Origin of the sequence: Streptomyces sp. NPDC087901, from assembly GCF_044742205.1 — a bacterium.
GTDB lineage: Bacteria > Actinomycetota > Actinomycetes > Streptomycetales > Streptomycetaceae > Streptomyces.
In genome coordinates this window covers 47,027-59,278 of the sequence record NZ_JBIUUC010000023.1, presented here as the reverse complement: position 1 = coordinate 59,278, position 12,252 = coordinate 47,027, and the positions used below count along the sequence as shown (strand labels likewise).

General features: G+C 70.3%; 11 protein-coding genes. 10 read left to right on the top strand and 1 reads right to left on the bottom strand.

The window, feature by feature from the left end; translation table 11 throughout:
* Positions 1-115 precede the first annotated feature (115 nt).
* The 4 genes from ACIOEW_RS38930 to nusB all read left to right on the top strand — a co-directional run bounded on the left by ACIOEW_RS38930 (position 116) and on the right by nusB (position 3,240).
* The gene (locus tag ACIOEW_RS38930) at positions 116-982 is read left to right on the top strand and encodes a Pro-rich N-terminal domain-containing protein (protein ID WP_401970086.1); all 867 of its coding nucleotides are present in this window, start codon (positions 116-118) and stop codon (positions 980-982) included.
* Between the two features lie 100 nt (positions 983-1,082).
* Positions 1,083-2,189: an aminopeptidase P family protein gene (locus ACIOEW_RS38925; protein WP_401970084.1), complete on the top strand. Its 1,107-nt coding sequence runs from the start codon at positions 1,083-1,085 to the stop codon at positions 2,187-2,189.
* Between the two features lie 50 nt (positions 2,190-2,239).
* A complete protein-coding gene (efp, locus tag ACIOEW_RS38920; protein ID WP_362555051.1) occupies positions 2,240-2,806 on the top strand; it encodes an elongation factor P in 567 nt (188 codons plus the stop codon).
* A gap of 2 nt (positions 2,807-2,808) precedes the next feature.
* Positions 2,809-3,240, top strand: coding sequence for a transcription antitermination factor NusB (gene nusB / locus ACIOEW_RS38915; RefSeq protein ID WP_024490948.1), 432 nt, complete (start codon positions 2,809-2,811; stop codon positions 3,238-3,240).
* A gap of 239 nt (positions 3,241-3,479) precedes the next feature.
* Here the strand turns inward: nusB and bldD are convergent, their stop codons facing one another.
* On the bottom strand, positions 3,480-3,980 hold the full coding sequence (gene bldD, locus ACIOEW_RS38910) for a transcriptional regulator BldD (protein ID WP_018103903.1): 501 nt from the start codon (positions 3,978-3,980) through the stop codon (positions 3,480-3,482).
* Between the two features lie 221 nt (positions 3,981-4,201).
* On the opposite strand from bldD, the gene pyrR reads away from it, so the two are divergent.
* The 6 genes from pyrR to carB all read left to right on the top strand — a co-directional run bounded on the left by pyrR (position 4,202) and on the right by carB (position 12,197).
* Positions 4,202-4,786: a bifunctional pyr operon transcriptional regulator/uracil phosphoribosyltransferase PyrR gene (pyrR, locus tag ACIOEW_RS38905; protein ID WP_266776531.1), complete on the top strand. Its 585-nt coding sequence runs from the start codon at positions 4,202-4,204 to the stop codon at positions 4,784-4,786.
* An 87-nt stretch (positions 4,787-4,873) separates the two neighbouring features.
* Positions 4,874-5,869 (top strand): aspartate carbamoyltransferase catalytic subunit, encoded by a 996-nt coding sequence (locus ACIOEW_RS38900; protein ID WP_362555048.1) that lies wholly within the window; start codon positions 4,874-4,876, stop codon positions 5,867-5,869.
* A 2-nt stretch (positions 5,870-5,871) separates the two neighbouring features.
* Complete coding sequence (locus tag ACIOEW_RS38895; RefSeq protein WP_362555046.1) at positions 5,872-7,158, top strand: dihydroorotase; 1,287 nt, start codon at positions 5,872-5,874, stop codon at positions 7,156-7,158.
* Entirely contained in the window at positions 7,155-7,757 is a 603-nt protein-coding gene (locus ACIOEW_RS38890) for a hypothetical protein (RefSeq protein ID WP_401970081.1), read from the top strand. The genes ACIOEW_RS38895 and ACIOEW_RS38890 overlap by 4 nt, the downstream gene beginning before the upstream one ends.
* Positions 7,754-8,896, top strand: coding sequence for a glutamine-hydrolyzing carbamoyl-phosphate synthase small subunit (gene carA / locus ACIOEW_RS38885; protein WP_362555042.1), 1,143 nt, complete (start codon positions 7,754-7,756; stop codon positions 8,894-8,896). Before ACIOEW_RS38890 ends, carA begins: the two co-directional genes overlap by 4 nt.
* The gene (carB, locus tag ACIOEW_RS38880; protein ID WP_362555040.1) at positions 8,889-12,197 is read left to right on the top strand and encodes a carbamoyl-phosphate synthase large subunit; all 3,309 of its coding nucleotides are present in this window, start codon (positions 8,889-8,891) and stop codon (positions 12,195-12,197) included. The genes carA and carB overlap by 8 nt, the downstream gene beginning before the upstream one ends.
* Positions 12,198-12,252: the final 55 nt, after the last annotated feature.

Sequence of the window (12,252 nt, the reverse complement as noted above, 5' to 3'; positions counted from 1 at the left end):
AGTGGCCGACGGGGCACTATGGACCCTCCCCGGCCGTTCCCTCCGTGGCGGCCGGGGAAGGTACGGTTGCCGTTCCACCAGCGCCAGTTGCCTGTACGAGACGGAGTGCCACCGGATGCAGCACGCAGTGGGGGCCCCGCTGCCGCCGCCCCAGGGACCCGGAAACGGACCCGTCGGCTGGTCGCACCAGGCCCAGCACCCCGGCCACCCGGGCCCTCTGCCCGCCGGGCCGCCCGCTCAGCCCCCTGCCGGTCACCCCGGCCCGCCGCCCCAGGCGCCGCCCTCCCCGCAGGGGCAGGGCTGGACCGGGCCCGCGCCGCACCAGGCCCCCGCCCCGGTCTCCCGGGAGACCACCGGGCACATCCAGCTGCCGCCGGGCGGGCCCGTACCGCTGCCCGCGCCGCCCGCCGAGCCCGGCACCGGCACCGCGACCCTCGCCGTGCTCCTGATCGGCCCGGCAGGCGCCGGGAAGACCACGGTGGCCAAGCTCTGGGCCGCCCGCCGCCGGGTCCCCACCGCCCACGTCAGCCTCGACGACGTCCGTGAGTGGGTCTGCTCCGGCTTCGCCGATCCCCAGGCGGGATGGAACGACCAGTCGGAGGCCCAGTACCGCCTGGCCCGCCGCACCTGCGGCTTCGCGGCCCGCAATTTCCTGGCCAACGGCATCTCCTGCATCCTCGACGACGCGGTCTTCCCGGACCGGCCCGTCGTCGGCCTCGGCGGCTGGAAACGCCATGTCGGCCCCGGGCTGCTTCCCGTCGTCCTGCTGCCGGGCCTGGAGATCGTGCTGGAGCGCAACGCCGCCCGCAGCGGCAACCGCCGTCTCTCCGACGAGGAGGTCGCCCGGATCCACGGCCGGATGGCCGGCTGGTACGGCTCGGGGCTGCCCATCATCGACAACTCCACGTACGACGTCGAGACCACCGCCCGCGTCCTGGACGACATACTCGCCCGATCGATCGCCAGCCCCCCGGCCTGGTGAGCCGGCGTCCGGCGGGGCCGCCCGTCCGCTGAGGGGCCGCCGCACCCCGGTCGGGTGCGCTGACCGGGCGGGCCCGGTCCCACGCTCGTACGCTCGATGTATGTCAGAGGTGTACGCCGTCCGCCGCGGGCTGCTCCGCGACCGGTGCGCCGCCGTCGGATCCGCGGCCGCCCTGGTCTCCCGCCCCGCCAATGTCCGCTACCTCGCGGGCGGAGCGCCCCCGGGCGCCGTGCTGCTGCTCGGCCCCTACGAGGACGTCCTGCTCTGTCCGCGCCCCCCGACCGGTGATCCGGCCGACGGGCGCACCGACGAACACCTCCGGGTGGACCTGCTGTCGGTGACCGGCGGTGATCCGGTGGTGGCCGCCACGGATCTGGCCTCCGCGGCCGGGGCGGAGTCCCTGGCCGTCGAGGAACACGATCTGACGGTCGCCCGGCACCGGGCCATGGCCTCGGTCGCCCCGAAGCTCCGGCTGGCCGACCTCGGCGCCACCGTCGAGCAGCTGCGCATCGTCAAGGACGAGGAGGAGATCGGCTGTCTGCGGATCGCCGCCGAGATCACCGACCAGGCGCTGGGCGAACTCCTCGAATCCATCCTGGTCGGCCGCACGGAGCGACATCTCGCGCTCGAACTGGAACGCCGACTGGTGGACCACGGCGCCGACGGCCCCGCCTTCGCGACCTCCGTCGCCACCGGCCCCAACTCCGGCCGGGGCCGCCACCGGCCCTCGGACCGACGGGTGGAAGAAGGAGATTTTCTCTCCGTCTGCCTCGGTGCCAACTACCGCGGATACCGGTGCGAGATCGGCCGCACCTTCGTCATCGGTACGGCACCGGCCGACTGGCAGATCGAGCTTTACGACCTGGTTTTCGCCGCTCAGCGGGCTGGACGCGAGGCACTCGTGCCCGGCGCCGCCTACCGTGACGTGGACCGCGCAGCCCGTCATGTACTGGACTCCGCAGGCCATGGTGAGGGCCTCGCACCCTGGACCGGACACGGGGTGGGGCTCGAAATCGACGAGGACCCGCAGCTGGCACCTGCAGCCATGGGTAAACTGGACGCTTGTGTGCCGGTCACCGTCGAACCGGGGGTCCACCTCCCGGGCCGGGGCGGAGTCCGGATCGATGACACGCTCGTCGTGCGCCCCGAGGCGGACGGCGGACCCGAGCTACTCACCATTACGACCAAGGAGCTGCTCGCGCTCTAGCGCGCATCCTTGGCCGTTCCACCAGCTTCAGTCCAGGAGATTCCGCAACCGTGGCTTCCACGAACGACCTCAAGAACGGCCTGGTGCTCAAGCTCGACGGAGGCCAGCTCTGGTCCGTCGTCGAGTTCCAGCACGTCAAGCCCGGCAAGGGCCCGGCCTTCGTGCGCACCAAGCTCAAGAACGTGCTGTCCGGCAAGGTCGTCGACAAGACGTTCAACGCCGGCGTGAAGGTCGAGACGGCCACCATTGACCGGCGCGACATGCAGTTCTCGTACATGGACGGCGAGTACTTCGTCTTCATGGACATGGACACCTACGACCAGCTGATGGTCGACCGCAAGTCTGTCGGCGCCGCCGCCAACTTCCTGATCGAGGGCTTCACCGCCTCCGTCGCCCAGCACGAGGGCGAGGTGCTCTACGTCGAGCTGCCTGCCGCCGTCGAGCTGACCATCCAGCACACGGACCCGGGCGTCCAGGGCGACCGGTCCACCGGTGGCACCAAGCCCGCCACGCTGGAGACCGGCTACGAGATCGGCGTCCCGCTCTTCATCACCACCGGTGAGAAGATCAAGGTCGACACCCGCTCGGGCGATTACCTCGGCCGGGTGAACAGCTAACCGTGGCTGCCCGGAATACGGCCCGCAAGCGAGCCTTCCAGATCCTCTTCGAGGCCGACCAGCGCGGTGAGTCCGTGCAGACGGTCCTCGCGGACTGGGTCCGGCACTCGCGGTCCGACACCCGTCAGCCGCCGGTCACCGAGTACACGATGGAGCTCGTCGAGGGGTACGCGCAGTACGCGGACCGGATCGACGACCTCATCGTCACCTACGCCGTGGACTGGGAGATCGACCGCATGCCGGTCGTCGACCGGAACATCCTGCGGCTCGGTGCGTACGAGCTGATCTGGGTGGACGCGACACCGGACGCGGTGGTGATCGACGAGGCGGTGCAGATCGCCAAGGAGTTCTCCACCGATGACTCCCCGTCCTTCGTGAACGGCCTGCTGGCCCGTTTCAAGGACCTCAAGCCGAACCTCCGCCGGGAGCAGTAGCCTCCGGCGGCGTTCTGCCGACGAAGGGCCCACGGTCACCCGACCGTGGGCCCTTCGGCATGCCGGGGACCGGCTGGACCAATACGGCCCCGGGCATGCCCGTCCAGTCCCGGGCATGCCCGTCCGGCCGCGGAGATGCCCGTCCAGCCCGGGACATGCCCGGAAAACGGAAACGCCGGGTCCGGCGGGGCGCCCGGAAAGGGCCCCGCCGACCCGGCGGTACGTTTCTGCTGGGGTGGTCAGCCCTCGTCGTGAGCGACCGCGCGCCGCGCGTCCGCGTCCAGGACGCCCCAGCTGATCAGCTGCTCCGTGAGCACGGACGGCGACTGGTCGTAGATCACGGCCAGCGTGCGCAGGTCGTCCTGGCGGATCGAGAGGACCTTGCCGTTGTAGTCGCCGCGCTGGCTCTGGATCGTCGCCGCGTAGCGCTGCAGGGGTCCGGCCTTCTCCGGCGGGACGTGGGCGAGGCGCTCGAGCTGGAGAACGAGCTTCGGCGGCGGCTCGGCAGCCCCGCCGGGCGTCGTGCCGGGCAGCAGCTCCTGCACCGGAACGCCGTAGAAGTCCGCCAGTTCGGCAAGGCGCTGCACGGTCACGGCGCGGTCGCCGCGCTCGTACGAGCCGACCACGACGGCCTTCCAGCGGCCTTGGGACTTCTCCTCCACGCCGTGGAGGGAGAGGCCCTGCTGGGTGCGGATGGCACGGAGCTTGGCCCCGAGCTGTTTTGCGTATTCGCTGGACATAAGGCTCCCCGGACGCTGGAACATTGTGCGGCTCCGCCGCGTGGCTGGTAACTCACTGTGAGGTTACGCAGCGTTACTTGGGTGCGTCAAGCTGAATGGTCCGGACCGGTACCTCCCGGGGGTGGGGCAAGGGCCCTGCTCAGGCCCTGGTAACGTGGATGAAGCAATTTCGACGTCCTTTAAGATCCGTCCAGTGAGGCGGAGAAGGAGGTCCGTTTCTTATGGACGCACAGCACGACGCCACCGGCAATGCGGCACGCCCCGTTCTCGAGGCTCCCGACATCGCCCGAGTACTGACCCGCATCGCCCACGAGATCGTCGAACGCGCCAAGGGCGCCGACGATGTGGTGCTTCTCGGCATCCCGACCCGGGGCGTTTTCCTCGCCCGCCGGCTCGCCGACAAGCTCGAAGAGATCACCGGCCGGAAGATGCCGGTCGGATCGCTCGACATCACGATGTACCGCGACGATCTGCGGATGCGCCCCGCGCGCGCCCTGGCACGCACCGAGATCCCCGGTGAGGGCATCGAGGGCCGCCTGGTCGTCCTCGTTGACGACGTCCTCTTCTCCGGCCGCACGATCCGCGCCGCACTCGACGCGCTCGGCGACATCGGCCGGCCCCGCGCGGTGCAGCTCGCGGTCCTCGTCGACCGCGGACACCGCGAACTCCCGATCCGTGCCGACTACGTCGGCAAGAACCTCCCCACGTCGCTGCGGGAGACGGTCAAGGTCCAGCTCGCCGAGGAGGACGGCCGTGACGCCGTGCTGCTCGGGGTCGAGCAGGCCGCCCCGGCGGTCGAGCAGTAGCTGCCCTTCCCGTACGGCCTGCCTGCCGTACGGCGGCTTCCGCACGCCCGCACGCCTGAACCCTCCAGCCACCCGGAGAACACCCAGATGAAGCGCCACCTCATCTCGGCCGCCGACCTCACCCGCGACGACGCCGTCCTGATCCTCGACACCGCCGAGGAGATGGCCCGGGTCGCGGACCGGCCGATCAAGAAGCTCCCGACCCTGCGCGGCCGTACCGTCGTCAACCTCTTCTTCGAGGACTCGACGCGTACCCGCATCTCCTTCGAGGCGGCCGCCAAGCGGCTGTCCGCCGATGTCATCAACTTCTCCGCCAAGGGCTCCTCGGTCTCCAAGGGCGAGTCGCTCAAGGACACCGCCCTGACTCTGGAGGCGATGGGCGCGGATGCCGTCGTCATCCGGCACGGCGCCTCCGGCGCCCCGTACCGTCTGGCCACCTCAGGCTGGATCGACGGCGCGGTCGTCAACGCCGGCGACGGCACGCACGAGCACCCCACCCAGGCACTCCTGGACGCCTTCACCATGCGCCGCAGGCTGGTCGGGGCCGACACCGGACTCGGCAAGGACCTCGACGGCCGCCGGATCACGATCGTCGGCGACATCCTGCACAGCCGCGTCGCCCGCTCCAACGTCCACCTCCTGACCACTCTCGGAGCCCACGTCACCCTGGTGGCCCCGCCCACCCTGGTCCCCGTGGGCGTCGAGCAGTGGCCGTGCGACATCAGCTACAGCCTCGACGAGGTGCTGCCGACGTCGGACGCTGTGATGATGCTTCGTGTGCAGCGTGAGCGGATGAACGCCGCGTACTTCCCGACCGAGCGCGAGTACTCCCGCCGCTACGGCCTGGACGGCGAGCGGATGGCGAAGATGCCCGGGCACGCCATCGTCATGCACCCCGGCCCGATGGTCCGCGGCATGGAGATCACCGCCGAGGTCGCCGACTCCGACCGGTGCACGGTCGTCGAGCAGGTCGCCAACGGCGTCTCGATCCGCATGGCCGTGCTCTACCTGCTGCTCGGCGGTTCCGAGCCCGCCGCACCTGCCGCCCCCGCGGTTCCCGCCCGTACCGAGGAGAACAAGTAACCATGAGCAAGATCCTTATCCGCGGTGCGAAGGTCCTCGGCGGCGAGCCCACTGACGTCCTCATCGACGGCGAGACCATCGCGGCGGTCGGCACCGGGCTCGACGCCGGCGACGCCACCGTGATCGAGGCGGCGGGCCGGATCCTGCTGCCCGGCCTGGTAGACCTCCACACCCACCTGCGCGAGCCCGGCCGCGAGGACTCCGAGACCGTCCTGACCGGCACCAAGGCCGCGGCGGTCGGCGGCTTCACCGCCGTGCACGCCATGGCCAACACCTTCCCGGTCGCCGACACCGCCGGAGTCGTCGAGCAGGTCTGGCGGCTCGGCAAGGAGTCCGGCTACTGCGACGTGCAGCCCATCGGCGCCGTCACCGTCGGCCTGGAGGGCAAGCAGCTCGCCGAGCTCGGAGCCATGCACGATTCGGCCGCCGGAGTGAAGGTCTTCTCCGACGACGGCAAGTGCGTCGACGACGCGGTGATCATGCGCCGCGCCCTGGAGTACGTGAAGGCGTTCGACGGGGTCGTCGCCCAGCACGCCCAGGAGCCCCGCCTCACCGAAGGCGCCCAGATGAACGAGGGCATCGTCTCGGCCGAGCTCGGCCTCGGCGGCTGGCCCGCCGTCGCCGAGGAGTCGATCATCGCCCGCGACGTGCTGCTCGCGGCCCACGTCGACTCCCGGGTGCACATCTGCCACCTGTCGACCGCCGGCTCCGTCGAGATCGTCCGCTGGGCCAAGTCCAAGGGCTGGAACGTCACCGCCGAGGTCACCCCGCACCACCTGCTCCTCACCGACGAGCTCGTACGGTCCTACAACCCGGTCTACAAGGTGAACCCGCCCCTGCGTACCGAGGCCGACGTCCTGGCCCTGCGCGAGGCCCTCGCCGACGGCACCATCGACTGCGTCGCCACCGACCACGCCCCGCACCCGCACGAGGACAAGGACTGCGAGTGGGCCGCGGCCGCCATGGGAATGGTGGGCCTGGAGACCGCGCTCTCCGTCGTCCAGCAGACGATGGTCGAGACCGGTCTGCTCGACTGGGCGGGCGTCGCCGACCGGATGTCGTTCCGCCCCGCCGCCATCGGCCGCCTCGACGGACACGGCCGGCCCGTCTCGGAGGGCGAGCCCGCCAACCTCACCCTGGTCGATCCGGCATACCGTGGAGTCGTGGACCCCGCGGGCTTCGCCTCCCGCAGCCGCAACACCCCGTACGAGGGGCGCGAGCTGCCGGGCCGAGTGACCCACACCTTCCTGCGGGGCCGTGCCACGGTCGTCGACGGGAAACTCGCGTGACAACACTCAGCCCCACCCACCAGCTGTACCAACTGGCCGCCGAGAAGAAGTCGGCGGAAGTGACCGACTGGTCCGCCCGCATCAGCTGGGTGATCGGACTGCTCGTCCTCATCGCCTTCGTCTACTGGCTGATGCGCCAGGGATGGAAGTGGCGCGGCAGTCTCCAGTCCGGTCTCTCCGACCTCGCGACCACCCCGGACGGCTTCGCGGACGGCGAGAAGCTGCTCACCCTGACCGGGCGCTACCACGCCTCGACGACGGCCGGACAGTGGCTCGACCGCATCGTCGCCCACGGCCTCGGCACCCGCAGCCGCGTCGAGCTCACCCTCACGGAGCAGGGTCTCGGCGTCGTACGGCCCGGCGCGACGGACTTCTTCGTCCCCGCCGCCGACCTGCGGGGCGCCCGGACCGACAAGGCACTCGCAGGCAAGGTCCTGCCGGAAGGCGGCCTGCTCGTCATCACCTGGGCGCTCGGCGACCAGCTGATCGACTCCGGGTTCCGCTCCGGCCACTCGGCCGAACACGCCGCCTGGGTCGATGCCGTCAACGGTCTCACCAGCACTCATCTCACCAGCACTACGGAAGGCACCGCACGATGACGATCTCCACCCGGGGAGCCGCCAAAGCTCCCGCCGTACTCGTCCTGGAGGACGGCCGCTCCTTCCGCGGCCGCGCCTACGGGGCTGTGGGGGAGACCTTCGGCGAGGCGGTGTTCTCCACCGGCATGACCGGCTACCAGGAGACGCTGACCGACCCCTCGTACCACCGCCAGGTCGTCGTGATGACCGCCCCGCACGTCGGCAACACCGGTGTGAACGACGAGGACCCCGAGTCCCAGCAGATCTGGGTCGCCGGTTACGTCGTGCGCGACCCCGCCCGGGTGCCCTCCAACTGGCGCTCGCAGCGCTCGCTGGACGAGGAACTCGTGAGCCAGGGCGTCGTCGGCATCAGCGGCATCGACACCCGCGCGCTCACCCGCCACCTGCGCGAGCGCGGCGCGATGCGCGTCGGCATCTTCTCCGGCAACGCCATCGCCGACGAGGGCACGCTCCTCGCCCGCGTGCGCCAGGCCCCCGAGATGAACGGCGCCGACCTCTCCGCCGAGGTCGCCACCAAGGAGACGTACGTCGTCCCCGCGATCGGCACCAAGAAGTTCACGGTCGCCGCGATCGACCTCGGCATCAAGGGCATGACCCCGCACCGGATGGCCGAGCGCGGCATCGAGGTGCACGTCCTGCCCGCCACCGCCACGCTGGAGGAGGTGTACGCGGTCGAGCCCGACGGCGTCTTCTTCTCCAACGGCCCCGGCGACCCGTCCACCGCCGACCACCCGGTCTCCGTCATGCAGGGCGTCCTGGAGCGGCAGACCCCGCTCTTCGGCATCTGCTTCGGCAACCAGATCCTGGGCCGCGCGCTCGGTTTCGGCACGTACAAGCTGAAGTACGGCCACCGCGGCATCAACCAGCCCGTGCAGGACCGCTCGACCGGCAAGGTCGAGGTCACCGCGCACAACCACGGCTTCGCCGTCGACGCCCCGCTCGACAAGGTCTCCGACACCGCCTACGGGCGCGCCGAGGTCTCCCACGTCTGCCTGAACGACCAGGTCGTCGAGGGCCTCCAGCTCCTCGACCGGCCGGCCTTCAGCGTCCAGTACCACCCCGAAGCAGCCGCCGGCCCGCACGACGCCGCGTACCTCTTCGACCGTTTCGTATCCCTGATGGAGGGCCAGCGTGCCTAAGCGCTCCGATATCCAGTCCGTCCTGGTCATCGGCTCCGGTCCGATCGTCATCGGCCAGGCCGCCGAGTTCGACTACTCCGGCACCCAGGCCTGCCGCGTCCTCAAGGCCGAGGGCCTGCGCGTCATCCTGGTGAACTCCAACCCGGCGACGATCATGACCGACCCGGAGATCGCCGACGCCACGTACGTCGAGCCGATCACCCCCGAGTTCGTCGAGAAGATCATCGCCAAGGAGCGCCCCGACGCGCTGCTGCCGACCCTGGGCGGTCAGACCGCCCTCAACACCGCGATCTCGATGCACGAGAACGGTGTCCTGGAGAAGTACGGCGTCGAGCTCATCGGCGCCAACGTCGAGGCCATCAACAAGGGCGAGGACCGCGAGCTCTTCAAGGGCGTGGTCGAAGCCGTCAAGGCCAAGATCGGATACGGCGAGTCCGCCCGCTCCGTCATCTGCCACACGATGGACGACATCATCAAGGGCGTCGACACGCTCGGCGGCTACCCCGTCGTCGTCCGCCCCTCCTTCACCATGGGCGGCGCCGGCTCCGGCTTCGCCCACGACGAGGAGGAGCTGCGCCGCATCGCCGGACAGGGCCTCACGCTCTCCCCGACCACCGAGGTGCTCCTGGAGGAGTCCATCCTCGGCTGGAAGGAGTACGAGCTGGAGCTGATGCGCGACAGGAACGACAACGTCGTGGTCGTCTGCTCCATCGAGAACTTCGACCCGATGGGCGTCCACACGGGTGACTCGATCACCGTCGCCCCGGCGATGACGCTCACCGACCGCGAGTACCAGCGGCTGCGCGACGTCGGCATCGCGATCATCCGCGAGGTAGGCGTCGACACCGGCGGCTGCAACATCCAGTTCGCCATCGACCCGGTCGACGGCCGGGTCATCGTGATCGAGATGAACCCGCGCGTCTCGCGCTCCTCGGCTCTCGCCTCCAAGGCCACCGGCTTCCCGATCGCCAAGATCGCCGCCAAGCTGGCCGTCGGCTACACGCTGGACGAGATCCCGAACGACATCACCGAGAAGACGCCGGCCTCCTTCGAGCCGACCCTCGACTACGTCGTGGTCAAGGCCCCGCGCTTCGCCTTCGAGAAGTTCCCCTCCGCCGACTCCACCCTCACCACCACCATGAAGTCGGTGGGCGAGGCCATGGCGATCGGCCGGAACTTCACCGAGGCGCTGCAGAAGGCGCTGCGCTCCCTGGAGAAGAAGGGCTCGCAGTTCGCCTTCACCGGCGAGCCCGGCGACAAGGCCGAGCTGCTGGCCGAGGCGGTCCGCCCGACCGACGGCCGCATCAACACCGTCATGCAGGCGATCCGGGCCGGCGCCACCCAGGAAGAGGTCTTCGAGTCCACGAAGATCGACCCCTGGTTCGTCGACCAGCTCTTCCTGATCAAGGAGATCGCCGACGAGCTGGCCGCCGCCGACAAGCTCGTCCCCGAGCTGCTGGCCGACGCCAAGCGGCACGGCTTCTCGGACGTCCAGATCGCCGAGATCCGCGGCCTGCGCGAGGACGTCGTCCGTGAGGTACGGCACGCGCTCGGCATCCGCCCGGTCTACAAGACGGTCGACACCTGTGCGGCCGAGTTCGCCGCGAACACGCCGTACTTCTACTCCTCCTACGACGAGGAGAGCGAGGTCGCGCCCCGCACCAAGCCCGCGGTGATCATTCTCGGCTCCGGCCCCAACCGCATCGGCCAGGGCATCGAGTTCGACTACTCCTGCGTCCACGCCTCCTTCGCCCTGAGCGACGCCGGCTACGAGACCGTGATGGTCAACTGCAACCCGGAGACGGTCTCCACCGACTACGACACCTCCGACCGCCTGTACTTCGAGCCGCTGACGCTCGAGGACGTGCTGGAGATCGTGCACGCGGAGTCCCTCGCGGGCCCGATCGCGGGTGTCATCGTCCAGCTCGGCGGCCAGACCCCGCTGGGCCTGGCACAGGCGCTCAAGGACAACGGCGTTCCCGTCGTCGGCACTTCCCCGGAGGCCATCCACGCCGCCGAGGACCGCGGCGCGTTCGGCCGGGTGCTGGCCGAGGCCGGCCTGCCCGCCCCGAAGCACGGCACCGCCACCACCTTCGCCGAGGCCAAGGCCATCGCCGACGAGATCGGCTACCCCGTCCTCGTCCGTCCGTCCTACGTGCTCGGCGGCCGCGGTATGGAGATCGTTTACGACGAGACCCGGCTCTCCTCGTACATCGCCGAGTCCACCGAGATCAGCCCCACCCGGCCGGTCCTGGTCGACCGCTTCCTCGACGACGCCATCGAGATCGACGTCGACGCGCTCTACGACGGCACCGAGCTCTACCTCGGCGGCGTCATGGAGCACATCGAGGAGGCCGGCATCCACTCCGGCGACTCCGCCTGCGCGCTGCCCCCGATCACCCTCGGCGGCTACGACATCAAGCGGCTGCGGGCCTCCACCGAGGGCATCGCCAAGGGCGTCGGCGTACGCGGACTGATCAACATCCAGTTCGCGCTCTCCGGCGACATCCTCTACGTCCTCGAAGCCAACCCGCGCGCCTCCCGCACCGTCCCCTTCACCTCGAAGGCGACCGCGGTACCGCTCGCGAAGGCAGCCGCCCGCATCTCGCTGGGCGCGACCGTCGCGGAGCTGCGCGAGGAGGGTCTGCTGCCGAAGCACGGCGACGGCGGCACCCTGCCGCTGGACGCGCCGATCTCCGTCAAGGAGGCCGTCATGCCGTGGTCGCGCTTCCGCGACATCCACGGCCGCGGCGTCGACACGGTCCTCGGCCCGGAGATGCGCTCCACCGGCGAGGTCATGGGCATCGACTCGGTCTTCGGCACGGCGTACGCCAAGTCGCAGGCCGGCGCGTACGGCCCGCTGCCCACCAAGGGCCGCGCCTTCATCTCCGTCGCCAACCGCGACAAGCGCTCGATGATCTTCCCGGCCCGCGAACTCGTCGCCCACGGCTTCGAGCTGATGGCCACGTCGGGGACCGCCGAGGTGCTCAAGCGCAACGGCATCAACGCGACCATCGTGCGCAAGCAGTCCGAGGGCGAAGGCCCGAACGGCGAGAAGACGATCGTCCAGCTCATCCACGAAGGCGAGGTCGACCTCATCGTCAACACGCCCTACGGAACCGGCGGCCGGCTCGACGGCTACGAGATCCGTACCGCGGCCGTCGCCCGGTCCGTACCGTGCCTCACGACGGTCCAGGCGCTCGCCGCGGCCGTCCAGGGCATCGACGCCCTCAACCACGGAGACGTCGGCGTACGTTCCCTCCAGGAACACGCGGAGCATCTGACGGCAGCGCGCGAATAGCGGCCGAAGAGGGGGACACCGGAAACGGTGTCCCCCTCTTCGCGAGACCACCGGT